A 26,118-nucleotide genomic window follows, 5' to 3' on the forward strand; every position below is an offset into this window, starting at 1 on the left:
CTGCGGTGGGCGAGCTGACCGAGCGGGACCGGGCGGTGCTGGCGCTGGAAGGGCGGCAGTGGCGCACGGCCGGGGCGAAGGAGCGGGCGATCCGGGAGGAGCTGGGGCTCTCGTCGACCCGCTACTACCAGCTGCTGAACGCGCTGCTGGACCGCCAGGAGGCGCTGGCCCACGCGCCGGTCCTGGTGAACCGGCTGCGCCGGGTCCGGGAGGCCCGCCGGGCCGCGCGGTAGCCGCCGCGGGCCGCGGGGTATGGCCTGGGCATGGGATTCGAGGAGACGTGGACGCCGGCCACCGAGGCCGGGCGGGACGGGGTGCGGGCCATCCTGGCGGCGCCAGGGGACGCCGTCATCGCGCTGGACTTCGACGGGACGCTGGCGCCGATCGTGGCCGATCCGAGCGCGGCGCGGGCGCACCCCGGGGTGCTGGACGCCCTGCGCGGCCTGGCCTCGGCGGTGGGGGCCGTGGCGGTGGTGACCGGCCGGCCGGCCGGGCTGGCGGTGGAGTACGGGGGCCTGGCCGGGGTGCCGGGCGTGGTGGTGCTGGGGCACTACGGCGCCGAGCGCTGGGAGGGCGGCGAGCTGTCGGCGCCGCAGGTGCACCCCGGGGTGGCCCGGGCGCGGGCGGCCCTGCCGGACGTCCTGGCCGCGGCGGGGGCGCCCGAGGGGACCTGGGTGGAGGACAAGGGCCGCTCGCTGGCCGTGCACACCCGGCGGACGGCGGCGCCGGAGCGGGCGCTGGAGCTGTTGCGCGCGCCGGTGGGCGAACTGGCCGCCGCGCACGGGCTGGTGGTGGAGCCGGGGCGGCTGGTGCTGGAGCTGCGGCCGCCGGGGGTGGACAAGGGGGCCGCGCTGACCGGCTTCCTGCGGGAGCGCGGCGCCCGTTCGGTGCTCTACGCGGGGGACGACCTCGGGGACCTGGCGGCCTTCGCGGCGGTGGAGGAACTGCGCGCGCAGGGCCTGGCCGGCGTGCTGGTGTGCGCCGGGGCGGTCGGGGACGCGCCGGTGCGCGAGCTCGCCGACCGGGCGGACGTGGTGGTCGACGGGCCCGAGGGCGTGGTGGAGCTGCTGAGCGCCCTGGGGGAGGCGGTCAGAGCGCGTTGAGCTGGTCGAGGAACCACTGCTGCGGGGGCAGCGCGGTGGCCGCCGCGGCCAGGCGCTTGGTGCGGTCGGCGCGCTCCCCGGCGGGCATGGTGAGGCCGGCGTGCAGGGCGTCGGCGGTGGCGATGACGTCGTACGGGTTGACGCTCAGCGCGTCCTCGGCGAGTTCGGCGTGGGCGCCGGCCTCGCGGGAGAGCACCAGGGCGCAGCCGTGGTCGGAGACGACCGGCACCTCCTTGGCGACCAGGTTCATGCCGTCCCGGATGGGGTTGACCAGGGCGACGTCGGCCAGCCGGTAGGCGGCCAGCGAGCGCGGGAAGTCGTCGTCGACGTGCAGGATCAGCGGCTGCCAGCCGGGGGTGGCGAACTCGGCGTCGATCTCCTCGGCGAGCCGCCGGACGGCGGCCGTGTACGCGCGGTACTCGGCGAGGTCGGTGCGCGAGGGGTAGGCGAAGGCGATGTGCACCACCCGGTCGTGCCACTCGGGGCGGGTGCGGAGCAGGTGCCGGTAGGCCTGGAGGCCGCGGACGATGTTCTTGCTCAGCTCGGTGCGGTCGACCCGGACGACGGTGCGGCGCTCGCCCACGGCCGCGCGCAGGGCGGCGAGGCGCTCGTCGACGTCGGGGCGGTGGGCGCGTTCGCGCAGGAAGTCGGCGTCGGCGCCGAGCGCGTGCACGCCGAGGCGGGTGGTGCGGCCCTCGTGGGTGACGGTGAGCGCGTCGTGGTCGACGGTGGCGCCGAGGACGGCCTCGCAGCAGGCGGCGAAGGCGCGGGCCCAGCGCTCGGTGAGGAAGCCGGCCCGGTCGGCGCCGAGGATGCCGGTGAGCACGGCCCGGGCGACGTCGTCGGGCAGCAGCCGGTAGTACTCGGGCGGGGCCCAGGGGGTGTGCGAGAAGTGGCCGATCCGCAGGTCGGGGCGCCGGGCGCGGAGCAGAGCGGGGGCCAGCGAGAGGTGGTAGTCCTGCACCAGGACGGCGGCGTTCCCGGCGGCTTCGGCGGCCAGGGCGTCGGCGAAGGCCGCGTTGTAGGCCTCGTAGGCCGCCCACTCGGTGCGGAAGCCGGCGTCGAAGGAGGGCGCGGTGGGCGTGGCGTAGAGCAGGTGGTGGACGAACCAGAGGGTGGAGTTGGCGACGCCGTTGTAGGCGCGGGAGAAGGTCTCGGGGTCGATGTCGAGCATCCGGACGGCCTGGCCGCCGACGTCGTGGCCGGCCAGGTCGAGGCGGCCGTGGGGGGCTTCGCGGGCGGCTCTGCGGTCGGCGTCGCCGAGGGCGGCGCAGACCCAGACGGCGTTCGGGTCGCCGATGGCGGAGAGGCCGGAGACCAGGCCGCCGCCGCCGCGGCGCAGGGTCAGCGAGCCGTCGTCGGCGGTGCCGAAGGACACCGGTCCCCGATTGGAGGCCACCAGGACGGGGGCGGTTCCGGTCGTACTCGAACGTTCGGTCGTGAGATCGCCCATGGTTGGGATGTTGCCGTCGTTCGGATTCCGCAAACCCTTCAACGCCGGGTCGCGTACTCGGGGACGGTGTGCATCGGGGGGCGTTCGAGGGCGGTGACGGGGTGGGTGTGGGCGGTGAAGCCGCGGGTCTCCGGGTCGCGGGTGAACTGGGTGAGCAGGGGGTGGACGAGGTCGGCGGAGGCCTTGAGCCGGTGGGTGCGGTCGAGGCGTTCCAGGGCGGTGCGGTAGATGGTGGCGGCCATCCTGCCGAGGGCCTGGCCGTCCTGGTGGCGGTGGTGCCGGACTCCGACGTCGACCTGGGCCAGGGCGTCCAGCCCGACCAGCTCCAACGCGTCGACCAGCAGGCCGAGTTCGACGCCGTAGCCGGTGGGGAAGGGCAGCCGTTCGAGCAGTGAGCGGCGGGCCGCGTACTCGCCGCCGAGGGGCTGGACGAAACCGGCGAGTTCCGGCCAGTGCAGGTTGAGCAGCGGGCGGGCCACGAGTTCGGTGACCCGGCCGCCGCCGGCCGGCACGACCGCCCCGGAGTCCGTCTCGAGGGGGCGGTCGTACATGGCCTTGACCAGCTGGATGTCCGGTTCGGTGAGCAGCGGGCCGAGGATGCCGGAGACGAAGGCGGGGTCGAACTCGCGCAGGTCGGCGTCGACGAAGCAGACGATGCTGCCGCGGGTGACCAGGAGGGAGCGCCAGAGCACCTCGCCCTTGCCGGGGACGGCGGGCAGCCGGGGGAGGACGGCGTCGCGGTGCTCCACCCGGGCACCGGCCTCGGCGGCGACGGCGGCGGTGGCGTCGGTGGAGCCGGAGTCGACCACCACGAGTTCGTCGACCAGCGGGAGGCGTTCCATCAGTTCGCGCCGGACGGTGCGGACGATGTCGCCGACGGTGGCCTCCTCGTCGAGCGCGGGCAGGACGACGCTGACGGTCTGGCCGGTGCGCTCCTTGGCCTGGAGGAGGGTGCGGACCGGCCGGTCGGCCGCGCTCCACGAGCGGCGGCGCAGCCAGGACGCCACCGGCGGGAGGAGCTCGGGAGTCGGTTCGGCGGGCACGGCAATCTCCTCGGCGGGGTCGGGTGGGACGCGTCATCTCGCGTGGCGGACAGTCCCTTTCGGGTTTGTCGCCTTCGGATACAGTCTTCGTACAGCGGTCGGACCATCGCACGTCGGGGTCGCCGCCCACGCACCACCACAATTTCACAAGCTCATCCAGAGGGACTGAGGGAACGGCCCGTTGACGTCCCGGCAACCTTCTCGCGCGGCTGTCGTCGACAGGCCCCGGCGGGACAGGTGCCAATTCCGGCCTGTGGCGCGACCGCGCCGCGGGGAAGATGAGGAGAGAGGCCTCGCCATCATGGCTATCGACACCGCCGTACCTTCCCCCAGCCTTCGGCCGGGGGGACCCCCACCCGTGGACCTCGGCCCCGCCGCAGCGCTGTCCTGTCGGGAGTGCGGCACCCGCTTCCCGCTCGGTCCGAGCTTCGCCTGCCTGGAGTGCTTCGGGCCGCTGGAGATCGCGTACGACTTCGGCAGTGCCGCCGCCGAGGAGCTGCGCAAGCGGATCGAGGCCGGGCCCGCCTCGATCTGGCGTTACGCGCCGCTGCTGCCGGTGCCGGCCGACGTGGCCGAGAAGCCCAACCTGAACCCCGGCTGGACCCCGCTGGTGAAGGCCGACAACCTGGGCCGGGAGCTCGGTTTCACGGCGCCGCTGCACGTCAAGGACGACTCGGGGAACCCGACGCACTCGTTCAAGGACCGGGTGGTGGCCTGCGCGATCGAGGCGGCGCGGGCGTTCGGCTACACCACGCTGTCCTGCTCGTCGACCGGCAACCTGGCCGGGGCGGTGGGCGCGGCGGCGGCCCGGGCCGGCTTCCGTTCCTGCGTGTTCATCCCGCACGACCTGGAGCAGGGCAAGGTCGTGATGGCCGGCGTGTACGGCGGCGAACTGGTGGGCATCGAGGGCAACTACGACGACGTGAACCGCTTCTGCTCGGAGCTGATCGGGGACCCGGCCGGCGAGGGCTGGGGCTTCGTCAACGTCAACCTGCGGCCGTACTACGGCGAGGGCTCGAAGACGCTGGCGTACGAGATCTGCGAGCAGCTCGGCTGGCGGCTGCCGGAGCAGATCGTGATCCCGGTCGCCTCGGGCTCGCAGCTGACCAAGATCGACAAGGGGCTGCAGGAGCTGATCAAGCTCGGCCTGGTCGAGGACCGGCCGTACCGGATCTTCGGCGCCCAGGCCGAGGGCTGTTCGCCGGTGTCGACCGCGTTCAAGGACGGCCGGGACGTGATCAGGCCGGTGAAGCCGGACACCATCGCCAAGTCGCTGGCGATCGGCAACCCGGCGGACGGCCCGTACGTGCTGGACATCGCCCGCCGCACCGGCGGCGCGGTCGAGGACGTCACCGACGCCGAGGTCGTGGCGGCGATCCGGCTGCTGGCGCGGACCGAGGGCATCTTCGCCGAGACCGCGGGCGGGGTGACCGTGGGCGTGCTGAAGAAGTTGGTCGAGACGGGTCGGCTGGACCCGGCCAAGGAGACCGTCGCGATCAACACCGGCGACGGCCTGAAGACGCTGGACGCCGTCTCCGACGCCGGGATGACCGCCGTCATCCGCCCGACGCTGGAGTCCTTCCGCGACGCCGGCCTCGCGTCCGCCTGAACCACCCCGATAGGAGAGCCATGAGCGCCAACGTCCGCATCCCCACCATCCTGCGCACCTACACCGGCGGCGCCGCCGAGGTGACCGCCGAGGGCGCCACCCTGGGCGAGGTGATCGCCGACCTGGAGAAGAACCACGCGGGCATCGCCGCGCGCGTCCTGGACGACACCGGCAAGCTGCGCCGGTTCGTGAACGTCTACGTGAACGACGACGACGTGCGCTTCGCCGAGGGCCTGGCGACCGAGGTCGGGGACGGCGCCAGCGTCTCGATCATTCCGGCGGTGGCCGGCGGCTGCTGAGCCGCGCTTTCGAGCAACGCATTCAAGCCACGCTTCCGAGCCGCCCTTTCCACCCGCCCCGGGCCCGGAAAGGCCCTCGACCGGCCGTTCGCGCGTACGGAATTCCGTTCTCCGTGCGCGCGGGCGGCCGGCTGCATTTCGGCGGGAATATTTCCGCCCCGAGTGGGAGTAGAGTGTGCCTCGGCTGGGAACCGGGGGTTCCCCCCACGATTCGCCGGGGCGGGGCCCGGCCGAGGGGCCGGCCCGCTTCGGGGCCGTGAAACATGTCAGGCAGATGTCAGAATTCCGGCAGCGTTCTGGGGTAATTCGTCCGCTCTGTCCGGCGCGATATTCCGATTTCCTCCCGATTCGTTCGACCTTGTCCCTTGACGGGCCGCCGGAATTCCCGGCCTTTGGCCCTGTTGCAGAGGGCGTCGATCCGGATACATTCAGCCGCGGTCGACGTTCATCACCGCGCCCGGCGAACCGGGCCGGGATGGCGCGTCCACGGCTGCGCCCAGGGGGGGTTCCCCGGGCCGGCCTCCAGACCCGGGCCCGCTACCTGCGGGCGCGTGAAGGGCCAGCACAGCACTAGGGGAGTTCGGAATGGCTCAGGGCACCGTCAAGTGGTTCAACGCGGAGAAGGGCTACGGCTTCATCGCGGTCGACGGTGGTGCGGACGTCTTCGTCCACTACAGCGCGATCCAGATGGACGGCTACCGCACCCTCGAGGAGGGCCAGCGGGTCGAGTTCGAGATCTCTCAGGGACAGAAGGGCCCGCAGGCGGACATGGTCCGCGCTGCGGTGGAGGGCTGACCCCTTCCGACCCCCAGGAGCTCGGCACGGCCCACGGCTGGTGACCACTCGCTTCTCGACGGGCCCGTACGACACGCGTCGTACGGGCCCGTCGGCGTGTTCGCGGCGGGGGCGCGGGAGCCGGGGCGGCGGCTCGCGGGCTTGCCGATTGGGCTTGCACTCGACCACCCGGAGTGCTAATCATTGGCGTTAGCACTCACAGTGTGAGAGTGACAGCGGACCGGGTCGGTGAGGCCCCCGGGAGCGGCAGGGAATGGACCTCCGCGCACCAGGGCCGTCCGTCGCGGGCACCCCTTGGTCCGAGCAGTCGACCGTGTCCCGGAGGACCACTTCTGATGGCCAAGATCATCGCCTTTGATGAGGAAGCTCGCCGCGGCCTTGAGCGTGGCATGAACCAGCTCGCCGACGCGGTGAAGGTCACGCTCGGCCCCAAGGGCCGCAACGTCGTGCTGGAGAAGAAGTGGGGCGCCCCCACGATCACCAACGACGGTGTCTCCATCGCCAAGGAGATCGAGCTCGAGGACCCGTACGAGAAGATCGGCGCGGAGCTCGTCAAGGAGGTCGCCAAGAAGACGGACGACGTCGCGGGTGACGGCACCACCACCGCCACCGTGCTCGCCCAGGCCCTGGTTCGCGAGGGTCTGCGCAACGTCGCCGCCGGCGCCAACCCGATGGCCCTGAAGCGCGGCATCGAGAAGGCCGTCGCCGCCGTCTCGGACCAGCTGCTGGCCCAGGCCAAGGACGTGGAGACCAAGGAGCAGATCGCCTCCACCGCCTCCATCTCCGCCGCCGACACCCAGATCGGCGAGCTCATCGCCGAGGCCATGGACAAGGTCGGCAAGGAAGGCGTCATCACCGTCGAGGAGAGCAACACCTTCGGCCTGGAGCTCGAGCTCACCGAGGGCATGCGCTTCGACAAGGGCTACATCTCCGCCTACTTCGCGACCGACCTGGAGCGCATGGAGGCGACCTTCGAGGACCCGTACATCCTCATCGCCAACTCCAAGATCGGCTCGGTCAAGGACCTGCTCCCGCTGCTGGAGAAGGTCATGCAGAGCGGCAAGCCGCTCGTCATCATCGCCGAGGACGTCGAGGGCGAGGCCCTGTCGACCCTGGTCGTGAACAAGATCCGCGGCACCTTCAAGTCCGTCGCCGTCAAGGCCCCGGGCTTCGGCGACCGCCGCAAGGCCATGCTCGGCGACATCGCCATCCTCACCGGTGGCACCGTGATCTCCGAGGAGGTCGGCCTCAAGCTGGAGAACGCCGGCATCGACCTGCTGGGCACCGCCCGCAAGGTGGTCATCACCAAGGACGAGACCACCATCGTCGACGGTGGCGGCGACAGCGAGCAGGTCGCGGGCCGCGTGAACCAGATCCGCGCCGAGATCGAGAACAGCGACTCGGACTACGACCGCGAGAAGCTCCAGGAGCGCCTCGCCAAGCTGGCCGGCGGCGTGGCCGTCATCAAGGCCGGCGCGGCCACCGAGGTGGAGCTCAAGGAGCGCAAGCACCGCATCGAGGACGCCGTCCGCAACGCCAAGGCCGCCGTCGAGGAGGGCATCGTCGCCGGTGGTGGCGTCGCCCTGCTGCAGGCCGGTGTCGCCTTCGACAAGCTGGAGCTGGACGGCGACGAGGCCACCGGTGCCAACATCGTCAAGGTCGCGCTCGAGGCCCCGATCAAGCAGATCGCGACCAACGCCGGCCTCGAGGGTGGCGTCGTGGTGGAGAAGGTGCGCAACCTCCCCGCCGGTCACGGCCTGAACGCCGCCACCAACGAGTACGTCGACCTGGTCGCCGCGGGCATCATCGACCCGGCCAAGGTCACCCGCTCCGCGCTGCAGAACGCCGCCTCCATCGCGGCGCTGTTCCTCACCACCGAGGCCGTCATCGCCGACAAGCCGGAGAAGGCCGCCGCGGCCGCCGGCGGCGGCATGCCGGGCGGTGACATGGACTTCTGATCCTGATCGGTTCCGATCGGATCGGCTGGTTCCTCGTCCGCGTGGGCGGTTCCCTTCGGGGAGCCGCCCACGCGGCGTTTCCCGGTCTCACGGAGAATGGACGGATGGCTTCCGACGACATCGAGACCGCCCTGCACCACGCGCGGGCCCGGATCCTGGCCGACCTCACCGCGCGGGACGTGGCGGACGCCGCCGTCGTCTCGCTGGTGGAACAGGCCGTCACCCATCGCCGCTGGTGGCTGGAGCAGTGGCCGGCCGGCACCGAGTACGTGCTCGGGCTGGTCGCCCAGGACGTCCAGGACGCGCTGCTGGAGGCGTACGGGCGGTGGCCGCTGTGCACCGACTGCGCGGACGACGGCGACCCGCACGCGCTGAGCGTCGAGCCCGAGCTGGGCCCCGAGCCGCACTGGGTGTGCGGCAAGCGGGGCGCGGTGGTGGCCCCGGTGGGGGAGCTGAGCTAGAGGGTTCCGAGCTCGGCCGTGAGATTGGCGCGGGCGGCGGCCGTGAAGCGGGCGTGGGCGGCCGGGGTGCGGAACAGGGCCGGGAGCGCCAGCAGGTGGCGCAGCACGGCGGCCCGGCCGGCCCGGAAGTCCGGTGCGGGGACGAAGCCGTACTCCTCGCGGACGGCGGCCGCGTAGCCGGCGTACGCCTCGGCGGGGCCGCCGAGGACGGCGAGGTCGGCGTCGCACAGCACCTCGCCGTCGCGGTCGCCGGGGGCCGGGTCGTGGGTGACGGTCAGCAGGACCAGCCGCTCGACCTCGGCGACGCGTTCGGCGGGCAGGCCGGCGGCGGTCAGCGCGCGGACGGCCAGGGCGGCGCTGCGCTCCTCGTTCTCGCTGCGGTCGGGCCGGTAGACGGCGTCGTGGAACCAGGCGGCGAGGCGGACGGCGTCCGGGTCGGCGGCGTGGTCGGCGAGGTCGTCGACGTGCCGGAGCACCGCGCGCAGGTGGTCGGCGGTGTGGTAGCGGCGCTGCGGCTCGGACCAGCGGCGCAGCAGCTCCCGCCCGTACGGCTCGGGGTCGACGGTGGCGGCGCAGCGGTGCAGCAGGGCGGTCCAGGCGGCGAGCAGGTCGTCGGTGGCGGCGGGGGCGCGCTCGGGTTCGTCGGTCGGCATGGGCCCATTGTGTCGGGCGGGCGCCCCTGGACAGATATGCCGTTCGGCGATATATGTAGTCGTATGACAGAACGCTCCATGCAGGAGCCGACGCTGCTGCTGCTCACCGCCCTGGCCGATGCCCCCAGACACGGCTACGCGCTCATCCAGGAGATCGCCGCGATCTCGGACGGCCGGGTGAAGATGCGCACCGGCACCCTGTACGGCGCGCTCGACCGGCTGCTCCAGCAGGGCCTGATCGAGGTCGCCGCGGAGGAGATCGTGGACGGCCGCGCCCGCCGCAGCTACGCGCTGACCGACGCCGGGCGGGTCGCGCTGACCACCGAGGCCGAGCGGCTGCGGGCGGTCGCCACCGAGGCGGAGCGCCGCCTCTCCAAGGTCCGATCGATGCTGCGGGGGAACGCGGGGCCGCAGGGCCGCGCCGCGGCAGGGGGGAGCTCCACATGACCACGCCGACGATCGGTGCGCCCGCCGCACCCTCGGCCGCACTGCGGGCCGTGCTCCAGCTGTACCCGGCCGGCTACCGCCGCGAGCGCGGGGAGGAACTGGCCGCGGTGTTCGCGGACACCACGGCGCACGCCGGGCGCTCGGCCGTCGCCCGCGAGGTGTTCGACCTGGCGCTGTACGGCCTGCGGGTGCGGGCCGGGCTGACGGGCTCCACGGCGGCGGGCCGGCTGCTGGCGCTGGTCGCGCCGATGATCGCCGGTGCGGTGGCCGGGGCGGCGCTGGTGCCGTGGCTGGCCGATCCGGACCGGGTGACCTTCCTGCTCACCTGGAACGACTCGCTCTCCGCGTACGCGGAGGTGTTCCTCCAGCCGGTGGGCGCCATGCTGCTCGTGGTGGCGGCCGCGCTGGGGCGGTGGACGGCGGCGCGCGGGCTCGCGCTGTTCCTCGGCGTGCTGGCACTGGGTGAGCTGGGCGGGGCCTTCGTCGACTCGCGGTTCGCGGACCTCTGGTGGCCGGGCTACATCGGGATGGCCACGCTGCCGTTCGTGTTCGCCGCGCTGCTGCTGCTCGCGGCGCCCGCCGACCTGCTGCCCCGGCCCTCGCTGCGGTCGGGCGGCCTGGTGGTGGCCTCGGTGGTCGCGGGCGCGCTGCTGGAGACGGCCCAGCGCTGGGACGACACGAACTTCCCGGTGGACCGGCAGTGGTTCGTGCTGATGCTGGCCGCCCCGCTGGTGCTGGCCCTGACCGCGCTGCGCGGGCGGCGGGTGCCGGCCGCGGTGGGCGTGGCGGTGCTGGCGGTGACGGCGCCGGGCAGCCTGTTCAACATCTGGCGCGAGTCGCGCGGGATCTCGCACCTGGCGCAGACGGCGGCGCCGGTGGTGATCGTGCTGGCGATGGTGGCGCTGGTGGCGTACGGGCTGGGGCGGCGGCGGCCCGAGCGGGTGGGCGCGTGAAGTGGGTGGGCGCGTGAAGCGTATGAGCGTCTGATCGTCAGATGAGCGGGCGAGCCCCCGGCCGGGTGTCGGGGGCTCGCCGCGTTCGGTGCGATGTGGCAGGCTATCCGATATGTCTAGACCAATTTTCGAAGTCATCGCGCTGACGCCCCAGGACGCCCAGGCCGCCGAGTCGGGCGGCGCCGACCGGCTCGAACTGGTCACCGACATGGCCGCGGACGGGCTCACCCCGTCCGTCGAGGACTTCGCCCGGATCCGGGCCGCCGTCGCGATCCCGCTGCGCGTCATGCTCCGCGTCCGGGACGGCTTCGCCCCCGGCGACCTGGACGAGCTGCGCGCCCGCGCCGCCGCGCTGCGGGCCGAGGGCGCCGAGGAGTTCGTCTTCGGCTTCCTCGACGCCCGGGGCGGCGTCGACCTGGCCGCCACCACGGCCGTCGCCGAGGCGGTGGCCGGCTGCCGCTGGACCTTCCACCGGGCGATCGACCACAGCGCCGACCGGGCCGCCCTGCGCGCCGCCGTGGCCGCGCTGCCCGCGCTGTCCGGCCTGGACACCTTCCTCACCTCCGGCGCGGCCGCCGGGGTGGACGCCGGGCGCGAGGTGCTGTCGGCCGAGCTGGCCCGCAAGGGCGAGCCCGGCTACACCCCGCGGATCCTGATCGGCGGCGGCCTGCGGGCCGAGCACCTGAAGGAGCTGCGGGCGGAGGGCTTCGACGCCTTCCACGTCGGCGGCGCGGTCCGGGCGGACGGCTGGCACACGCCGGTGGACGCGGCCAAGGTCGCCGAGTGGCGGGCGCTGATCGACGGCTGAGCACGGGGCCGGTCCTCCGGGGCCGGCCCCTCCTCAGCTACCGCAGCTGCTCCGGCAGCGGCTCGGCGTGCAGCACCGTCAGGCCGGAGACGGCACGGGTCAGCGCCACGTACAGCCGGCGCAGGCCGGTCCGCTCGTCCGGCTCGCCCGCGATCACCGCGGCCGGCTCGTCCAGCACCACGTAGTCGTACTCCAGGCCCTTCGCGAGCGAGGCCGGCACCAGGGTGAGCCGGGCCTCGGCACTGGTCTCCGTCCCCGGGGACAGGTACGGCAGGCCGGCCGCGGCCAGCGCCTCGCCGAGCAGCGGGACGCGGGCGTCGGCGGCGATCAGGCCGGTCGAGCCCTCGTGCTCCAGGGCCTCCCGGCAGGCGGCCAGGACGGCCCGCGTCCGCTCGTCCTCGGCGACCCGGCGGACCGTCAGCGACCCCGGGGCGTCGCGGACGGAGGTGGCCGGGGCCAGGCCCGGGGCGATCGCCGGGAGCAGCCGGGAGGCGTAGGCGATGACCTCCTCCGGCACCCGGAAGCCCTTGGTCAGCTCCTCGACGTGCGCCTCCGGCTTGCCCAGGTGGCGCAGCGCGTCGGGCCAACTCGCCGTCGCCCACGGGGTGGTGCCCTGGGCGAGGTCGCCGAGGACGGTCGCCGAGCCGGTGGTGCAGCGGCGGCCGACCGCGCGGTACTGCATCGGGGAGAGGTCCTGGGCCTCGTCCAGCACCACGTGCCCGAGCGAGGGGGTGCGCTGCACCAGGTCCGTCGCCTCGTCCACCAGGACGGCGTCGGCCTGCGTCCAGCGGGCGGTCTTCACCGAGCGGCCGGGCTTGGGCCACAGCACCGCCTGCTGCTCCTCGGGGGTGAGCACGCCCTCGGCGCACCCGGCCAGGAACTCCGGGTCGGAGAGCAGCCGCAGCACCAGCTTGGCCGGGTCGACGGCCGGCCAGCACTCCTTGACCACGGCCTTGACCGCGCTGTTGCGGGCCACCGCGTCCTGCACCCGGTCGTCCGGGGCCTCGCCGCCCTGCTCCATCTTCACCAGCACGGCGTGCGCGATGCGCTGCGCCAGGGCGTCCCGGGCGGCGCCGTAGCGGGTCTCGCGGCCCTTCAACTCCTCGATGATCTCGGCCAGTTCGTACGCCGGGACGCGCCAGCGGCGGGAGCCGCGGACCACCACGCAGGGCTCGGTGGGCAGCGTGATGCCGGACCGGACGGCCCGGCGCAGCACCTCGGCCATCCGGGCGTCGCCCTTCAGCCGGGCCGCCTGCGGGGTGTCCTCGCCGCGCACCTCGACGTGGCCGACCAGCTGCTGCACGGTGGCCTGGGCGACGTCGAGCTCGCCGAGGGCGGGCAGCACCTGCTCGATGTAGGAGAGGAAGGCGTTGTTCGGCCCGATCACCAGGGTGCCGGTGCGGGCCAGGCGCTCGCGGTGGGCGTACAGCAGGTAGGCGACGCGGTGCAGGCCGACCGCCGTCTTCCCGGTGCCGGGCGCCCCCTGGACGCAGATGGTGCCCGTCACGTCGGAGCGGACGATCTCGTCCTGCTCGGGCTGGATGGTGGCGACGATGTCGCGCATCGGGCCGACGCGGGGCTTCTCGATCTCGGCGGCGAGCAGGGCGGAGGCGGTGTCCGACTCCTCCGGGTCGGAGAGGTGCTCGTCCTCGTACGCGGTGAGCTCGCCGCCGGTGTAGCCGAAGCGGCGGCGGCGCTCGACGTCCTGCGGGTCGGTGCGGCTGGCCCGGTAGAAGGGCTGGGAGACCGGCGCGCGCCAGTCGATCACCATCGGGTCGCCGTCCGCGTCGTGGACGTGCCGGCGGCCGATGTAGAAGCTCTCCCCGCCGCCGCCCTCGCTGAGCTCCTCGCTGATCGCGTGCAGGTAGTCGAGCCGGCCGAAGAACAGCGGGGTGTCGGCGAGGTCGGCCAGGGCGGCGATCCTGGCCTCGATCTGGTTCTGGAGGACGACGGCGGTGACCCAGGTGCCGGTCACGTCGCGGATGTCGAGCGACTGGACGTCCTCGCGCATCGCCCGCAGCGCGGACCGGGACGCGGCCAGGTGGTCGCGTTCGCGCTGGAGGGGGTCGGTGGTGGGGGTGGCGGGCACAGCGAACCTTCCCGGCTGCCCCGGTGGCGGGCGCAGCGGATCGATGGAGCTCACGGTGGGGACGGCCGACCGGTTGCCGAGCGGTCGGGACCTCCCCCGGCTGCCTGCGGGACTTCAGCAGGTACCACGGTGCGGGAGGGGGCAGGCGGACGATCTTAGACCCGTCCGTCTCAGGGTTCCAGCCCCGCAGGTCTCGGGGCCGTCCGTACACCTGGAGGAGGACGGACGCCTCGGTGGATGCGGCCTTTGGAGTGATGCCGTGGGCCGGTCGGGTGCCTACCGTGGAAGACATGAGCAGCCGAAACGAAACCCGCACCGCCCCGGCCGGCGCCACCGCCCTGCCGGGCCGCCGCCGCAACCCGCTGAGCACCGCCGTCCGCAACGTCGGGATCGCCCTTGACACCGCCGCGCGCGTGATCTTCCTCGGGCGCGACGGTGTCTACTGAGACCTCTGACGGGTCGTCCTACAGGACGTCGTCCGCGTCGATGATGCGGTACGCGTAGCCCTGCTCGGCCAGGAAGCGCTGCCGGTGGGCGGCGAAGTCCTGGTCCACGGTGTCCCGGGCGACCACCGAGTAGAAGTGGGCCGCGTGGCCGTCCGCCTTGGGGCGCAGCACGCGGCCGAGGCGCTGGGCCTCTTCCTGACGGGAGCCGAAGGTCCCGGAGACCTGGATGGCGACCGTCGCCTCGGGCAGGTCGATGGAGAAGTTCGCGACCTTGGAGACCACCAGGACGCCGATCTCCTTGTTCCGGAACGCGTCGAAGAGCTTCTCGCGCTGGGCGTTGCTGGTCTCGCCCTTGATCACCGGGGCGTCCAGGGCCTCGCCGAGCTCGTCCAGCTGGTCGATGTACTGGCCGATGATCAGCGTCTGGTCCTTCTCGTGCTTCTTGACCAGCGCCTCCACCACCCGCCGCTTGGTCGCGGTGGTGGCGCAGAAGCGGTAGCGCTCCTCCGGCTCGGCGGTCGCGTAGGCGAGCCGCTCGGAGTCGGTCAGGGTGACCCGCACCTCGCAGCAGTCGGCGGGCGCGATGTAGCCCTGCGCCTCGATCTCCTTCCACGGCGCGTCGAAGCGCTTGGGGCCGATCAGGCTGAACACGTCGCCCTCACGGCCGTCCTCGCGCACCAGCGTGGCGGTCAGGCCGAGCCGGCGGCGGGCCTGCAGGTCGGCGGTGAACTTGAACACCGGCGCGGGCAGCAGGTGCACCTCGTCGTAGACGACCAGGCCCCAGTTGCGGGCGTCGAACAGCTCCAGGTGCGCGTACACGCCCTTCCGCTTGGTGGTCATCACCTGGTAGGTGGCGATGGTGACCGGGCGGATCTCCTTGCGGGTGCCGCTGTACTCGCCGATCTCGTCCTCGGTGAGCGAGGTGCGCTTGACCAGCTCGTGCTTCCACTGGCGGGCCGAGACGGTGTTGGTGACCAGGATCAGCGTGGTCGACTTGGCGTGCGCCATCGCGGCCGCGCCGACCAGCGTCTTGCCGGCGCCGCAGGGCAGCACGACGACGCCCGAGCCGCCGTGCCAGAAGCCCTCGACGGCCTGCGCCTGGTACGGGCGCAGCTGCCAGCCGTCCTCCTCCAGGTGGATGGGGTGCGCCTCGCCGTCCACGTACCCGGCGAAGTCCTCGGCGGGCCAGCCGAGTTTGAGCAGCACCTGCTTGATCTGGCCGCGCTCGGAGGGGTGCACGACCACGGTGTCCGGATCGACCCGGGCGCCGACCAGCGGGACGATCTTCTTGGAGCGCAGCACCTCCTCCAGCACCGGCCGGTCGGTGGTGGTGAGCACCAGGCCGTGCGTCGGGTGCTTGAACAGCTGGAGCCGCCCGTACCGGCCCATGGTGTCGGCCACGTCCACCAGCAGCGCGTGCGGCACCGGGTAGCGCGAGTACGTCACCAGGGCGTCCACCACCTGCTCGGCGTCGTGCCCGGCCGCCCGCGCGTTCCACAGCCCGAGCGGCGTCACCCGGTACGTGTGCACGTGCTCGGGCGCCCGCTCCAACTCGGCGAACGGCGCGATGGCGCGACGGCAGTCGGCGGCCCTGGGGTGGTCGATCTCCAGGAGAAGAGTTTTGTCGCTCTGGACGATGAGCGGTCCGTCGTTCACGCGGGGGAGCCCTCCACTGGCTGACAGTCTGGATTGGCGCAGACCCTCCAGTGTCGCGCATTCCGCGGGAAGCGCGTACGGGCTACTTCCACTCGTAGAACTTGCCGGTGGACTTGCCGCCTGCGTCGGTCTCGTACTCGAACATGCCGACGACGCCGTTGAGGCGTTCGAGCTGGGGCGACACGGTGGAGAAGAACAGCGCGCCGCGGAAGCTGGTGCCGCCGTCCGCGGTGAAGTGGCCGACGCCGCTGCCGTGCCAGGTGACGCCCTGGCCGTCGGCGGTCATGTCGACGCCCTGGCCCTCGCCGTAGAGGGAGCCGTCGGCGCGGAGCTCGGACTCGTAGGTGCCGAGCGTGTTGACGGTGATGCCGTAGTAGCTGCCGGTGCCCCGGAAGGACACCTCGACGATCGGGTGCCCCTCGGCCGAGCCGATGACCCGCCGGCCGGTGTCCTCGCCCTGGAATTCGCCGATCAGTTCGCCGAGCATGGTGGATCCTCCTTCTCGCGAACCCCCTGTTCCCGGACTACGCCGGGTGCGCCCGCCCGTCAACCGCTCCGAGTGACCACGGTCCGTACCCGCTCGTTGAGCAGGCCATGAAGACCTCGAAGCGTGTTCTCACCGCCCTCGCCCTCGCGGGCACGGCCTTCGCGGCCACCGCCTCCTCGGCCGGCTCCGCCCACGCCCTCGCGGGCATCGGCGAGGGGCCCGGCGGGCTGCTGGCGGCGCCCGGGTTCCTGATCGCCGACCAGGTCGGCGGCGGCGAGCTGCCGGTCGGGCAGGGGCAGATCGGCAGCGTGGCGGACCAGGCGGTCAAGGAGAAGTTCAAGGAGGCGACCGCGCACTGAGCCGCTATTCGTCGAGCTCCGCGACGCCCGTGATGCGGTGCAGGGCGAAGGTGCGCAGCTCGTCCGCGTGGTGGTCGAAGGCGGTGACGAAGCCGCCTTCGACCTTGACCGGGTCGATGATGCGCTGGCTGGCGATGCCCTCGGCGTTGAGGTAGCCGATCCACATCCGCTCGCCGAGCAGGACGGCGGTCTGCAGGGCGGCCAGGGTCTCGGCGGCGGCGGTGCGGGGCAGCGCGCGCGGGTCGGGGACGGGCTCGCGGCGGGTGGCGGTGGCGGCGCGGTCGCCGGCCCGGACGGCCTTGACGGCGGCGGCGAGCAGGGTGTCGTCCGGGGTGGGCGGGCCGTCCGGGACGGGCACCGGCGCCGCGCGGGGCGGGGTGCGGTGGCTGTCCGGGCGGGTGATCAGCACGTCTCCCTCGGCGGACTCGGCGGCGGGCGCGTAGCCCATCGCGCGCAGCGTGGCGAGCAGGACGTCGGGGGCGGCCTGGGCGGCGAGGACGGTCGGGGCGAGCAGGCGCAGCCGCAGCTCGGCGGCCCGGCGGTCGGCGAGGACCTCGTTCAGCAGCGAGGGGTCGTCGCAGCGCAGGTACGAGGAGGCGGCGCCGACCCGCAGGATGCCGTGGCGGCGGGCCACGTCGTCGATCAGGTAGCCGAGCGGCTGCGGGACGGGCGTGCGGCTGTGCTGCGCCAGGAAGCCCTGCAGGTCGGCGGCGGTGCGTCCGGCGTCGAGGGCGCGGCGCACGGACGCCGGGGTGAAGCGGTAGACGGTGGCGCCGCCCTTGGACTCGATGTCGGCGCACAGCGCCAGCGCCTGGGCGAGCGGGGTGAGCAGCGGGCCGGGGGCGATCGCGGTGAGGTCCGGCTGGAGGATCACGTGGTCCAGCGGCTGCGGCAGCAGCGGGGCCAGCACCTCGGCCGGGTCGGCCTCGGCGGTGAGCAGGGCGCGGGCTGGGGCGGCGAGGGCGCCGCGGCCGGTGATGCCGAGGAGTTCGGCCTCGGCGAGCGTCCAGGCGGTGAGGCTGTCGCGCAGCTCGTGGCCGTCCGGGCCGGTCGGGCCGCCGCGCAGCGGGCGCTGCCAGCGCAGGGTGGGCAGCAGCTCGGCGGCGGTGGCGGGGGTGCCGGGCGGCAGTTCGGCGAGCAGGGCGAGGGCCGCGCGGCGCACGGACGGCGCCAGGGTGCGGTCCAGTTCGGGGCCGAGGGCGGCGCGCGGCTTGCCCTTGCCGTCCGGGGTGCCGGTGAGGGCGGGCACGCGGGTGGCGGCGAGCCAGGCGCCGGCCAGGACGGACCAGCGCTCGGCGGTGTCCAGCTGCAGCCAGGCGTCGTAGCCCGGGGTGGGCGCCCAGCACTCGTCGGCCTCGCCGTCCGGGGCCAGCAGGCCCGCGGTGTAGGCGAGTTCGAGCCAGAACGCGGCCAGCTGCTCGGTGGTCTCCAGGGTCTGGGCGGTGCGCTTGAGGTCGCGCACGCCGAGGCCGCCGGCGCGCAGGGTGGGCGGCGGGGTCAGGCCCCAGGCCTCCAGCAGCTCCTCGACGGTCCGCACGGCGGTGTGCGCCTGGCCGGCCGCGGCGGCGTCCACGGTGTGCGGGTCGCGCGGCGGCGCGGCGGGTGCGGGCTCCGGCTGGACGGGCTCGACGGTGCGGTGGGTGCGGCCGCCGCGCAGGTGCAGGGCGAGTTCGCGCGGCAGCACGACGCTGCCGGGGCTGCTCGGCAGCAGCAGGCCGCGGGCGAGCAGCCACTCGACCGGGCTCTGCGCGTCCTCGGCGGTGACCGGGCGGGTGGCGTCCGGGACGGTGCCGGTGGGCGGGCCCCAGACCAGGCGCTCCAGCAGCCGCAGCGCCGGCTCGGGGGCGGTCTCCAGCAGCGCGGCGCAGCGGGCGCGGTCGGTGAGGAGGTCGGTGAGCGCGGCGACGGCGGTGACCGGGTCGGGGGTGGCGGGCTGCCCGGCGGAGGCGAGCAGCTGCTGCAGCCGGGCCGGGGACATGCCCGCGGTGGCCTCGCCGAAGGTCGGGCCGAGGCCGGTGCGGCCGGGGTTGGCGGCGGTCGGGGCCAGCGCCTCGCGGACGGCGAGGACCAGCCGCAGGCCGTTGTCCGGGCCCCACAGCAGCGCCCGGTCGCGCAGGGTGGCGATCGCGCGGGGCAGGGCGGCGGCGACGGCCGAGCGGTCGGCGGGGGTGAGCGGGGTGGCGCCGGGGTGCGGCTTGACCTTGGCCGGGCCGGTCAGCAGGGTGCGGACGGTGGCCAGGCCGGTGCCGTCCGGGGCGGTCGCCAGTGCCTCGGCGACCTGCAGGGTGAAGCGGTCCAGCCGCTCCAGGGCGCGCAGCGCGGAGGCGCGGGAGGAGAGCCGGGCGGACAGCTGGGTGAGGTCGCCGGGGACGGGGTTCAGCAGGTCGGGCCGGGAGCGCAGCAGGGCGGCGAGCGCGTCGTCGGGGCGGGCGCGCAGCTCCTCGGCGAGGGTGCGGGGGCCGGGGGCGGACCTGCCCTGGCGTCGAGGGCCCTGCTGTGTGGTCATTCGACCTAGGTTAGTCGGGCGGGCGGACGGCGGGGTGTCCTCGTGCGGCCGGGACCGTACCGGACCGGCCGGACTCGCGTGGTCGGGGGCAGGGTGGGTAGCGTCACGCCGAGGGCGGTTCGGTGGGCGGCCGCGCTGTCAGGGGCGAGCCGGGCGAGGCGGGGTGTCGGTGATGACGGACGGCGAGTGGTGGCGCAAGAGCGGGCCGTGGAGTGGCCGTTCCGGCGCTTCGGGGGCAAGCGAGGGCGTGCCGGCCGTCCCGGCTGTTCCTCCGGCTCCTCCGGTTGCTCCGCCGGCTGCCGCCGCCGCTGACGACAGCGTGTACGACCCGCCGGTGGCGAGCGCGGGCGGCCTGCGGCAGGTGTCGCTGGACCTGCCCGGCGTCGCCGGGCCGCAGGACCGGGCGGCCGACGCGCTGCCGCCCTCCGGTGTGCAGAGCCACGGCCCGTGGAGCATGACCGTCTTCGACTTCTCGGACGCGCCGGAGCCCGCGCCGAGGCCGATCCCCGAGCAGCGCGCCGGCGAGGAGGCCCCGCCGGTCGAGGCCGCGCCGGTGGTGGGGGCGGGGAAGAAGCAGCGGAAGCAGAGGGCGGCCAGGGTCGCGCCCGCGGCGAAGGCGAAGCCGGGCCCGGCCAAGGGTGCCCGCAAGCCGTCCCCGCTGATCCTGCTCTCCTGCGGCCTGCTGGTCGGCGGCGCGGTCTCCGGCTTCTTCCCGGCCATGCTGGCGGGCTGGGGCCTCGGCTACCTGTCCCGCCAACTCTCGGACCTGATGCGCAAGTTCGTCATCATCGGGATCCCGCTGGCCACGATGAGCGCGAGCACGCTGTTCGCGATGCAGCACGCCAAGCAGGCCGGCGGTGCCGGTGGCGCGGGCGGCGGCGCGGGCGTGCAGACGGGCGCCCCACTGGGCCAGTTCAGCTGGTCGATGGCCCCGGGCGTCCTGCGCACCTCGGCCGTGATCACGGCCGTCGTCCTGCTGCTGCTGAGCCTGCGCCGCCGCCCGTCGTAGCAGGGCCGGGTTCAGGGCCGCAGGTGTGCGGCCACGTAGGGGACGGCGATCTGTTCCACCCCGCGGTCGTGGCCGAACGCCGGGTGGACGTTGACCTCGAAGACCACCCCGCCGCTCTCGGCGGCGAGGTCGACGCCGGCCAGCGGGAGACCGAGGGACTTGGTCGCCGAAACTGCCAACTCCGCGAGGCCGGGCGGGAGTTCGTCGACCTCCAGCAGGGCGGAGACGGCGCCCTGGCACTCGTTGCACGGCGCGTCCGGGTCCGCCTGGACGTGCTCCACCGCGCGGACGACCCGGCCGCCGAGGACGACCACCCGGTACTGGTGGCGCTGCCCGTCCGGGGTGAAGTTCCGGGCGTCCCGGGCGATCAGCCAGGCCGTGTCGAGGCCAGCGTAGTGCCGCGCGGCGGCGGCGAGTTGGGCGTGTGTGGTGACGTGGAAGACGTCGTCGCCGCCCATCCCGACGCACGGCCTGGCCCAGACGTCGCCGCCGAGCCGTTCGAAGGCGGCCGCGGCGGCTTCCGGGCTCGGCCGGGAGGGGAGCGTGATCGTGGGCATGTGCGGGACGCCGTCCCGGTCGAAGCAGGCGACCGTACGGTCCTTCTCGGTCGCCGCGCGCCAGGCCTCGGCGTCGGTGCCGAGCGAGCGGACGCCGGACGCCCGCAGCCGCCGCTGGCAGTGGGCGAACGCGGGGCGCCGGTGGGGCGGGATCTCGTAGACGACCACCGTGTCCGTGGTGACCACGCGCCCTTCGGCCTCCAGCCGGGCGAGGCCGTCGCCGTCCGCCTCGATCCGGCCGGTGCCGGTTCCGTCCGTCATGAAGTGCCGCGCGTCCAGGTGGACGGGCTCGCGGCCGGTCAGTCGCCGGACGGCCGCGGCCATCGCGTCCCGAGTGCCCTCGGTCGAGCTGTGATCGGTCAGAAGAACGAGGTCTCGTCGGCCCATGCGGCCATGGAAGCGGCGCGCGTCCGGGCGGGGCAAGGGTGCCTCGCGCGCCATCGGTGTGAGGCGCTGGCCGAAACCGCGTCCGGCGGCGGTCAACTCGCCCGGCGGGAGGCCGCGCTGAGGACGGCGGCGAGGACGGCGGCCGGGTCGTCGGTGGTGAGGGAGTGGCCGGCGCCGGGGACGGTGTGGATCTCGGCGGCCGGGAGCAGGCGGTGGAGGCGTTCGGCGGTGCTGGGGGCGTCGTGGAGGGCGCTGCGTTCACCGAGGAGGGCGAGGACGGGGGCGCTGACGGCGCGGAGTTCGTCGTCGGTGAGGGTGGTGGCGAGGGGGAGACGACGGCGGAAGCCGGTCGAGGCGCGGAGCAGGGTCATCAGCTCGTCGTCCAGCAGGGCGCTGTTGCCGAGCCGGCGGGCGAGGCGGTGGCGCAGGCGCCGCGGGGCCATGGCGGCCATGCCGCCGAGGACGAGCCAGCGGTAGAAGCCGGGGCGGAGGTCGGCGAGGCCGGCCGAGTCGACCAGGGTGAGGGTGGCGGTGCGGCCGGGGTGGCGGATCTGGTGGTGGAGGGCGATCCAGCCGCCGTAGGAGCAGCCGACGAGGTGGGCGGCGGGGACGTCGAGGGCGGCGAGGAGTTCTTCGAGCCAGTCGGCGGCGTCGTGGGCGTCGCGGACGGGGGAGGTCTGCACCCCGGCGCCCGGTTCGCCGAGGGTGTCGACGGCGATGACGGGGTGTCGGGCGGCGAGGGGCTCGATGTAGGCGTGCCACATCAGGGAGTTGCCGCCGGAGCCGGGGAGCAGCACGATCGGCTCGCCGTGGGCGGTCCCGGCGCGGTGGACGCGGGTGGTGCCGAAGCCGGTGGTGATGTCGACCGAGGTCCGTTCGCCGCGCCAGAGCCGGGCGAGGGCACGCTCGTAGGCGGTGCGGTAGCGGGCTTCGGCCTTGCTGTTCCTGAACTCGCTGATTCGCATGGTACATGTGTATCACATGCATGATACGGGTGTACCAGGATCGGATCGTGGAGGGTGAGGATGACCGGGAAGGCCGACCACGAGGAGCGGCGGCGGCAGATCGCCGAGGCCCTGCTGCGCATCGCCGACACCGAGGGCCTGCAGTCGGCCAGCATGCGGGCCGTCGCGACCGAGGCGGGCGTCTCGCTGCGGCTCGTGCAGTACTACTTCACGACGAAGGAGGGCCTGCTGCTGGACGCCCTGGCCCGGCTCGGTGCGCAGCTGCAGGCCCGGATGGAACGGTGGATCGGCGAGGCGCGCGCCCCCCGGGCGGTGGTGACGGCGGTCCTGTCCTGCGTCCTGCCGACCGATGCCGAGAGCCGCCGGATCACGCGGACGTACGCGGCGTACTACACGCTGGTGCTGAACGACCCGGAGGTGCTGGCGAAGCAGGCCGCGCAGCCGCCGGCCGTCCTGGAGGGCTTCCTGGCCAAGCAGTTGAGGGCGGCGCGGGAGGCCGGGGAGATCGCGCCGGAGCGGGACGTCGAGATGGCGGCGGCCGGGCTGCTGGCGATGGTGAACGGGCTGGGGTCGAGCGTGCTGGGCGGGCAGCGGGACGGCGAGCAGGCGCTGGCGATCCTCCGGCACCACCTGGACGAGCTGTTCGGGGGGCCCGGGGCCGGGTGAGACCGGCCCCGCGTCGACGGGGCCGGTGCGAGGCCGGGTGCGCCGGGGGCGTCAGGCGATGCGGAAGGACTTGACGCCCGAGAGGATCGGGACGAACTGGTACTGCCCGTCGCCCTGACCGCAGGAGGGCTGCGTGTCGGGGGTGTTGGAGATGTTCGTCCCGGCCTTGAACCGCCCGTCCTGGCTCGGGGCGAAGGTCGTCATGTGGTCGTGGTAACGGTCGAAGTAGTACATGCACTGGTGCAGGTTCAGGTAGTGCCCGGCGGTCAGGTCCAGGGGTGTGGCGCTCGACAGCAGGGGAATGGGGAGGTCGGCGCCCCCGCCGCCGCAAACGACCTGGCTGTCGGGCGAGTTGGAGACATTGGTGGCGGTGTAGAACTTGGGGTCGGTGGCCCCCACCACCGTGGTGAGGTGGTCCTGGTCGTAGTCGCTCCAGAAGATGCACTGGTGCAGGTTCAGGTAGCGCCCGGCGGTGAGGTCGTAGCCTTCGGCGCCCGTGTAGACGTTGAGCTCGTAGGTGCCGTCCCCGGGGCCGCACACGGCGGCGGAGGCGGGGGTGTCGGAGATGTCCGTGCCGGCGATGAACCGGCCGTCCAGGCTCGGGACCAGGGTGGTCATGAGATCGAAGTTGGCCCGCCCGAGCGGGCTGTTGTAGACGCACTGGTGCAGGTTGAGGTACCGGCCGGCCGGGGCCTGCGGGGCGCCGTGGACGGCGGGGGAGGCAGTGGCCGGGGCCGGGCCGGCCAGTGCGGTGACGGCCAGGGCGGCGGCTGCGAGCGCGGCGATGCGCATGGGGATCCTCTGGGGTGGTGCGCGGCCGCTCCGAGCGAGCGGCCGTCACGCCAGAGGCTTCCCGGGGCGCCGGACACCGAGGATCGCCGCGCCCGGAACTTCACCTGAAACGACCGGGGGGTCTCCGCTCCCGCGCGGGCGCCAGCACCCGTACGGGACGGGTGCCTTCCCCGTTCTTCGCCCCAGCCCGTCGAACCGGACCAGGTCGCAGCCGCCCCCGTGGCGGCTGCGGCCCCGCCGGCCGGCTCAGTTCTTCTTCTCGAACCCCGCCAGCAGTCCGCGCGGGTCGAAGGTCACCCGGATCCGGACGATCTTCCCGTTCTCCACGTGCATCCAGTTCGCGGTCGGCGCCGGCGGGGCGATGCTGGTGCGCAGCTCGAACCAGGTGATCACCTCGTCGCCTTCCGCCACCCGGACCTTCACGTCGATCTTCTCCAGTACCTGCCCGAGCCCCCGCAGCCCGCCCAGGGCCTCCTCGACCCCCGAGGCCGTGCCGAGCGCGCCGACGAAGTCCACGTCGTCGGCCAGCAGCCCCCGGATGGTGTCGAAGTCGCCCGCCTCCCAGGCGGTGAAGTAGGTCTCGGCCAGCTCGCGTGCAGTCTTCGTCGTCGTCATGTCTCCATGCTCCCGGCTGCCCGTCCATCCGTCCAACAGATGGATCGGATGCTGAACATCACTATCAGTGATATCTGCGGGCCCCCGGAAGTGACGCATCGTTGCCGCCTTCACGCTGAGTGAATGTCAGCTGGCCCGGTTTCGCCCGCTCCGACCAGGTAAGGCGCTCCTCAGCTGGAATGCGAAGGAGGCGGGAATCGATGATCACCCAACAGCAGGCCCGTTCCATGCTGAACCACCCGGTTCACGACGCCGAGGGCGTCAGGATCGGCAAGGCGGACCATGTGTACCTCGACGACGCCACTGGCAAGCCGCAGTGGGTCAGCGTCAAGACCGGATGGTTCGGATCGAGCGAGTCGTTCGTGCCGATCGGCGACGCGAAGGTCGTCGACGACCACCTGCAGGTGCCGTACCCGAAGGAGAAGGTCAAGGCCGCGCCGATGGTCGCCCTGGAGGAGGGCGGGCACCTGGCCCGGCGGGAGGAGCGTCGCCTCTACCAGCACTACGGCATCGCGACGGGCAACGGCGGCAGGGCCGTCGAGCGGACCGCCGCCGGCGGCGGGACCACTGCTCCCGCCGTGGCGCCGGCCGGATCCCCCCTCGTGACCCCCACGCCCGCCGCCGCGCGGTCGGGCGATCGCCGGGGGTGGGACGGCGCGATGACCCGGTCCGAGGAGCGGATGAGCGTCGGCGTCGAACGCTACGAGAGCGGCCACGCCAAGCTGCACAAGTACGTCGTCACCGAGGAGGAGCGGCAGACCGTGCCGGTGCGGCACGAGGAGGTCCGCGTCGAGCACGAGCCCATCACCGACGCCAACCGGGGCGCCGCGATGTCCGGCGAGCCGATCGCGGAGGCCGAGCACGAGGTCACCCTGCACGCCGAGCGCGCGGTCGTGCGCACCGAGGCCGTCCCGGTCGAGCGCGTGCGGCTGGTGACCGAGGAGCGCGTCGAGCAGCAGACCGTCACCGGCCAGGTGCGCAAGGAGCGCATCGAGGCCGACCTCCCCGGCGGGACGGAAGGGATCCGGGGGAAGGAGACCCCTCGCCGGTGAGGAGCCCGGCGAGGAGCCGCGCCCCCGCCCCGCGCGGGGGCGCGGCCGCCCGTCGCCTATCGTCAGCGGTCATGGAGATGCACCAGCTGCGCTACTTCGCCGCCGTGGTCGACGAGGGTTCCTTCACCGCCGCGGCCGCGCGGCTGCACGTGAGCCAGTCCGGCATCAGCACCCAGGTGGCCAAGCTGGAGCGCGAGTTGGGCCAGCAGCTGCTGGACCGGCCCGGCCGGGGCGGGGTGCGGCTCACGCCCGCGGGCGAGGCCGTCCTGCCGCTGGCCAAGAGCGCCCTGGCCACGCTCGACGCCATCCGGTACACGGCCGCCGAGTTCGCCGACGCGGTGCGCGGCCGGGTCCGGCTCGGCATGATCATGGGCTGCTCGATCCCGCCGTTCCTGGACGCCGTCGCCGACCTGGGCCGTACCCACCCCGGCGTCGAACTGAGCCTGCACGAGGGCCACTCCGACCTGCTCCAGTCCCAAGTCCTGGCCGGATCGATCGACTTGGCACTGATCGGCTACGCGGGAGAGGTCGGCCCCGGTCTGGAGGCCACCGTCGTCATCGACGAGCCGATCGCCGCCGTCGTCCAGCCCGGCCACCGCCTCGACCGGCCGGAGCTGCGGCTCGCCGACCTGTACGGCGAGAAGGTCCTCTGCCTCTCCCCGGGGACGGGCCTGCGCGCCGCCTACGAGCGCTCCTGCGCCCAACTCGGCCTCGCCGCCCGGGTGGACATCGACGCCAGCTCCCCGGCCACCCTCCTGCGCCTGGCCGAGCGCGGCGCGGGCGTCGCCGTCCTCAGCACGTCCTCGGTCGAGAACCCCGGCCTGCGGACCGTCCCGATCGCCGACGCCGCCGTGCACTCCCGCCTCGGCCTGGTCGCCCGCCCGGACCAGCACTCCCCGGCCGTCCGCCTGCTGCACGCCAAGCTCGTTGCCGCACTGGGGGGTTGCTGA

Annotated in this window: 27 protein-coding genes and 1 riboswitch; of the genes, 16 read left to right on the forward strand and 11 right to left on the reverse strand. The window is 73.9% G+C overall.

All coding sequences use genetic code 11. The annotated features are described in order from the left end of the window. The first annotated feature begins 5 nt into the window (after positions 1 to 5). Entirely contained in the window at positions 6 to 233 is a 228-nt protein-coding gene (locus VM95_RS02560; RefSeq protein ID WP_045692311.1) for a DUF3263 domain-containing protein, read from the forward strand. A 30-nt stretch (positions 234 to 263) separates the two neighbouring features. Continuing rightward, positions 264 to 1,103, forward strand: coding sequence for a trehalose-phosphatase (otsB, locus tag VM95_RS02565; RefSeq protein ID WP_045692312.1), 840 nt, complete (start codon positions 264 to 266; stop codon positions 1,101 to 1,103). On the opposite strand, the gene VM95_RS02570 is transcribed toward otsB, so the two are convergent. Both VM95_RS02570 and VM95_RS02575 read right to left on the reverse strand, forming a co-directional pair. Continuing rightward, complete coding sequence (locus VM95_RS02570) at positions 1,090 to 2,556, reverse strand: alpha,alpha-trehalose-phosphate synthase (UDP-forming) (protein WP_045692313.1); 1,467 nt, start codon at positions 2,554 to 2,556, stop codon at positions 1,090 to 1,092. The two genes, otsB and VM95_RS02570, sit on opposite strands and share 14 nt — an antisense overlap. Before the next feature lie 38 nt (positions 2,557 to 2,594). Next, on the reverse strand, positions 2,595 to 3,599 hold the full coding sequence (locus tag VM95_RS02575; protein ID WP_045692314.1) for a glucosyl-3-phosphoglycerate synthase: 1,005 nt from the start codon (positions 3,597 to 3,599) through the stop codon (positions 2,595 to 2,597). A gap of 149 nt (positions 3,600 to 3,748) precedes the next feature. Further along, positions 3,749 to 3,884, forward strand: a riboswitch (SAM riboswitch). 16 nt (positions 3,885 to 3,900) lie between these two features. On the opposite strand from VM95_RS02575, the gene thrC reads away from it, so the two are divergent. From thrC to VM95_RS02600, 5 genes are all read left to right on the forward strand, one after another. Further along, entirely contained in the window at positions 3,901 to 5,208 is a 1,308-nt protein-coding gene (gene thrC / locus VM95_RS02580; protein WP_045692315.1) for a threonine synthase, read from the forward strand. 20 nt (positions 5,209 to 5,228) lie between these two features. Beyond that, positions 5,229 to 5,507 carry a ubiquitin-like small modifier protein 1 gene (locus VM95_RS02585; RefSeq protein WP_045692316.1) on the forward strand — a complete coding sequence of 93 codons (279 nt, stop codon included), beginning with the start codon at positions 5,229 to 5,231 and terminating at the stop codon, positions 5,505 to 5,507. Between the two features lie 585 nt (positions 5,508 to 6,092). Then, positions 6,093 to 6,302: a cold-shock protein gene (locus tag VM95_RS02590; RefSeq protein ID WP_045692317.1), complete on the forward strand. Its 210-nt coding sequence runs from the start codon at positions 6,093 to 6,095 to the stop codon at positions 6,300 to 6,302. A gap of 335 nt (positions 6,303 to 6,637) precedes the next feature. Next, entirely contained in the window at positions 6,638 to 8,260 is a 1,623-nt protein-coding gene (gene groL, locus VM95_RS02595) for a chaperonin GroEL (RefSeq protein ID WP_045692318.1), read from the forward strand. Positions 8,261 to 8,364: 104 nt separating this feature from the next. Next, complete coding sequence (locus tag VM95_RS02600) at positions 8,365 to 8,721, forward strand: hypothetical protein (RefSeq protein ID WP_045692319.1); 357 nt, start codon at positions 8,365 to 8,367, stop codon at positions 8,719 to 8,721. On the opposite strand, the gene VM95_RS02605 is transcribed toward VM95_RS02600, so the two are convergent. Further along, positions 8,718 to 9,374, reverse strand: coding sequence for an HD domain-containing protein (locus tag VM95_RS02605; RefSeq protein ID WP_045692320.1), 657 nt, complete (start codon positions 9,372 to 9,374; stop codon positions 8,718 to 8,720). The two genes, VM95_RS02600 and VM95_RS02605, sit on opposite strands and share 4 nt — an antisense overlap. A 63-nt stretch (positions 9,375 to 9,437) precedes the next feature. On the opposite strand from VM95_RS02605, the gene VM95_RS02610 reads away from it, so the two are divergent. From VM95_RS02610 to VM95_RS02620, 3 genes are all read left to right on the forward strand, one after another. Further along, positions 9,438 to 9,821, forward strand: a complete 384-nt coding sequence (locus VM95_RS02610) for a PadR family transcriptional regulator (protein ID WP_045692321.1) — start codon at positions 9,438 to 9,440, stop codon at positions 9,819 to 9,821. Beyond that, the gene (locus VM95_RS02615; RefSeq protein ID WP_045692322.1) at positions 9,818 to 10,774 is read left to right on the forward strand and encodes a hypothetical protein; all 957 of its coding nucleotides are present in this window, start codon (positions 9,818 to 9,820) and stop codon (positions 10,772 to 10,774) included. Before VM95_RS02610 ends, VM95_RS02615 begins: the two co-directional genes overlap by 4 nt. 112 nt (positions 10,775 to 10,886) lie before the next feature. Beyond that, positions 10,887 to 11,582 carry a copper homeostasis protein CutC gene (locus VM95_RS02620; RefSeq protein WP_045692323.1) on the forward strand — a complete coding sequence of 232 codons (696 nt, stop codon included), beginning with the start codon at positions 10,887 to 10,889 and terminating at the stop codon, positions 11,580 to 11,582. Between the two features lie 37 nt (positions 11,583 to 11,619). Here VM95_RS02620 and VM95_RS02625 read toward each other — a convergent pair whose 3' ends face one another. Continuing rightward, positions 11,620 to 13,671: a HelD family protein gene (locus VM95_RS02625; RefSeq protein ID WP_244178593.1), complete on the reverse strand. Its 2,052-nt coding sequence runs from the start codon at positions 13,669 to 13,671 to the stop codon at positions 11,620 to 11,622. 290 nt (positions 13,672 to 13,961) lie between these two features. On the opposite strand from VM95_RS02625, the gene VM95_RS42240 reads away from it, so the two are divergent. After that, entirely contained in the window at positions 13,962 to 14,117 is a 156-nt protein-coding gene (locus VM95_RS42240) for a hypothetical protein (protein WP_157881977.1), read from the forward strand. Positions 14,118 to 14,135: 18 nt separating this feature from the next. On the opposite strand, the gene VM95_RS02630 is transcribed toward VM95_RS42240, so the two are convergent. Then, positions 14,136 to 15,773 (reverse strand): DNA repair helicase XPB, encoded by a 1,638-nt coding sequence (locus VM95_RS02630; protein ID WP_045692324.1) that lies wholly within the window; start codon positions 15,771 to 15,773, stop codon positions 14,136 to 14,138. Positions 15,774 to 15,855: 82 nt separating this feature from the next. Next, positions 15,856 to 16,260, reverse strand: a complete 405-nt coding sequence (locus VM95_RS02635) for a hypothetical protein (protein ID WP_045692325.1) — start codon at positions 16,258 to 16,260, stop codon at positions 15,856 to 15,858. Positions 16,261 to 16,367: 107 nt separating this feature from the next. On the opposite strand from VM95_RS02635, the gene VM95_RS02640 reads away from it, so the two are divergent. Continuing rightward, the gene (locus tag VM95_RS02640; protein ID WP_045692326.1) at positions 16,368 to 16,619 is read left to right on the forward strand and encodes a hypothetical protein; all 252 of its coding nucleotides are present in this window, start codon (positions 16,368 to 16,370) and stop codon (positions 16,617 to 16,619) included. Positions 16,620 to 16,623: 4 nt separating this feature from the next. On the opposite strand, the gene VM95_RS02645 is transcribed toward VM95_RS02640, so the two are convergent. Continuing rightward, on the reverse strand, positions 16,624 to 19,125 hold the full coding sequence (locus VM95_RS02645; RefSeq protein WP_045692327.1) for a helicase C-terminal domain-containing protein: 2,502 nt from the start codon (positions 19,123 to 19,125) through the stop codon (positions 16,624 to 16,626). Positions 19,126 to 19,459: 334 nt separating this feature from the next. On the opposite strand from VM95_RS02645, the gene VM95_RS02650 reads away from it, so the two are divergent. Continuing rightward, positions 19,460 to 20,134: a hypothetical protein gene (locus VM95_RS02650; protein WP_157881978.1), complete on the forward strand. Its 675-nt coding sequence runs from the start codon at positions 19,460 to 19,462 to the stop codon at positions 20,132 to 20,134. 11 nt (positions 20,135 to 20,145) lie between these two features. Here VM95_RS02650 and VM95_RS02655 read toward each other — a convergent pair whose 3' ends face one another. After that, a complete protein-coding gene (locus VM95_RS02655) occupies positions 20,146 to 21,078 on the reverse strand; it encodes an ATP-grasp domain-containing protein (RefSeq protein ID WP_045692329.1) in 933 nt (310 codons plus the stop codon). Positions 21,079 to 21,170: 92 nt separating this feature from the next. Next, a complete protein-coding gene (locus VM95_RS02660) occupies positions 21,171 to 22,043 on the reverse strand; it encodes an alpha/beta fold hydrolase (RefSeq protein ID WP_045692330.1) in 873 nt (290 codons plus the stop codon). 60 nt (positions 22,044 to 22,103) lie between these two features. On the opposite strand from VM95_RS02660, the gene VM95_RS02665 reads away from it, so the two are divergent. After that, positions 22,104 to 22,709, forward strand: a complete 606-nt coding sequence (locus tag VM95_RS02665; RefSeq protein WP_045692331.1) for a TetR/AcrR family transcriptional regulator — start codon at positions 22,104 to 22,106, stop codon at positions 22,707 to 22,709. Positions 22,710 to 22,760: 51 nt separating this feature from the next. On the opposite strand, the gene VM95_RS02670 is transcribed toward VM95_RS02665, so the two are convergent. Together VM95_RS02670 and VM95_RS02675 are read right to left on the reverse strand one after the other, a co-directional pair. Continuing rightward, the gene (locus VM95_RS02670) at positions 22,761 to 23,501 is read right to left on the reverse strand and encodes a hypothetical protein (protein WP_045692332.1); all 741 of its coding nucleotides are present in this window, start codon (positions 23,499 to 23,501) and stop codon (positions 22,761 to 22,763) included. 246 nt (positions 23,502 to 23,747) lie between these two features. Beyond that, entirely contained in the window at positions 23,748 to 24,116 is a 369-nt protein-coding gene (locus VM95_RS02675) for a nuclear transport factor 2 family protein (RefSeq protein ID WP_045692333.1), read from the reverse strand. Positions 24,117 to 24,316: 200 nt separating this feature from the next. Between VM95_RS02675 and VM95_RS02680 the strand changes: the two genes are divergently transcribed. Next, on the forward strand, positions 24,317 to 25,168 hold the full coding sequence (locus VM95_RS02680) for a PRC and DUF2382 domain-containing protein (RefSeq protein WP_045692334.1): 852 nt from the start codon (positions 24,317 to 24,319) through the stop codon (positions 25,166 to 25,168). Between the two features lie 71 nt (positions 25,169 to 25,239). Next, positions 25,240 to 26,118, forward strand: coding sequence for a LysR family transcriptional regulator (locus tag VM95_RS02685; protein ID WP_045692335.1), 879 nt, complete (start codon positions 25,240 to 25,242; stop codon positions 26,116 to 26,118).

It is taken from the genome of Streptomyces rubellomurinus (assembly GCF_000961885.1).
Taxonomy (GTDB): Bacteria; Actinomycetota; Actinomycetes; order Streptomycetales; family Streptomycetaceae; genus Kitasatospora; species Kitasatospora rubellomurina.

Coding starts and splice junctions, on each gene's coding strand:
- otsB (WP_045692312.1), top strand. CDS start 264: ATGGGATTCGAGGAGACGTGGACGCCGGCCACCGAGGCCGGGCGGGAC.
- VM95_RS02570 (WP_045692313.1), bottom strand. CDS start 2,556: ATGGGCGATCTCACGACCGAACGTTCGAGTACGACCGGAACCGCCCCC.
- thrC (WP_045692315.1), top strand. CDS start 3,901: ATGGCTATCGACACCGCCGTACCTTCCCCCAGCCTTCGGCCGGGGGGA.
- VM95_RS02585 (WP_045692316.1), top strand. CDS start 5,229: ATGAGCGCCAACGTCCGCATCCCCACCATCCTGCGCACCTACACCGGC.
- VM95_RS02590 (WP_045692317.1), top strand. CDS start 6,093: ATGGCTCAGGGCACCGTCAAGTGGTTCAACGCGGAGAAGGGCTACGGC.
- groL (WP_045692318.1), top strand. CDS start 6,638: ATGGCCAAGATCATCGCCTTTGATGAGGAAGCTCGCCGCGGCCTTGAG.
- VM95_RS02600 (WP_045692319.1), top strand. CDS start 8,365: ATGGCTTCCGACGACATCGAGACCGCCCTGCACCACGCGCGGGCCCGG.
- VM95_RS02605 (WP_045692320.1), bottom strand. CDS start 9,374: ATGCCGACCGACGAACCCGAGCGCGCCCCCGCCGCCACCGACGACCTG.
- VM95_RS02610 (WP_045692321.1), top strand. CDS start 9,438: ATGACAGAACGCTCCATGCAGGAGCCGACGCTGCTGCTGCTCACCGCC.
- VM95_RS02615 (WP_045692322.1), top strand. CDS start 9,818: ATGACCACGCCGACGATCGGTGCGCCCGCCGCACCCTCGGCCGCACTG.
- VM95_RS02620 (WP_045692323.1), top strand. CDS start 10,887: ATGTCTAGACCAATTTTCGAAGTCATCGCGCTGACGCCCCAGGACGCC.
- VM95_RS42240 (WP_157881977.1), top strand. CDS start 13,962: ATGAGCAGCCGAAACGAAACCCGCACCGCCCCGGCCGGCGCCACCGCC.
- VM95_RS02635 (WP_045692325.1), bottom strand. CDS start 16,260: ATGCTCGGCGAACTGATCGGCGAATTCCAGGGCGAGGACACCGGCCGG.
- VM95_RS02640 (WP_045692326.1), top strand. CDS start 16,368: ATGAAGACCTCGAAGCGTGTTCTCACCGCCCTCGCCCTCGCGGGCACG.
- VM95_RS02645 (WP_045692327.1), bottom strand. CDS start 19,125: ATGACCACACAGCAGGGCCCTCGACGCCAGGGCAGGTCCGCCCCCGGC.
- VM95_RS02655 (WP_045692329.1), bottom strand. CDS start 21,078: ATGGGCCGACGAGACCTCGTTCTTCTGACCGATCACAGCTCGACCGAG.
- VM95_RS02660 (WP_045692330.1), bottom strand. CDS start 22,043: ATGCGAATCAGCGAGTTCAGGAACAGCAAGGCCGAAGCCCGCTACCGC.
- VM95_RS02665 (WP_045692331.1), top strand. CDS start 22,104: ATGACCGGGAAGGCCGACCACGAGGAGCGGCGGCGGCAGATCGCCGAG.
- VM95_RS02670 (WP_045692332.1), bottom strand. CDS start 23,501: ATGCGCATCGCCGCGCTCGCAGCCGCCGCCCTGGCCGTCACCGCACTG.
- VM95_RS02675 (WP_045692333.1), bottom strand. CDS start 24,116: ATGACGACGACGAAGACTGCACGCGAGCTGGCCGAGACCTACTTCACC.
- VM95_RS02680 (WP_045692334.1), top strand. CDS start 24,317: ATGATCACCCAACAGCAGGCCCGTTCCATGCTGAACCACCCGGTTCAC.
- VM95_RS02685 (WP_045692335.1), top strand. CDS start 25,240: ATGGAGATGCACCAGCTGCGCTACTTCGCCGCCGTGGTCGACGAGGGT.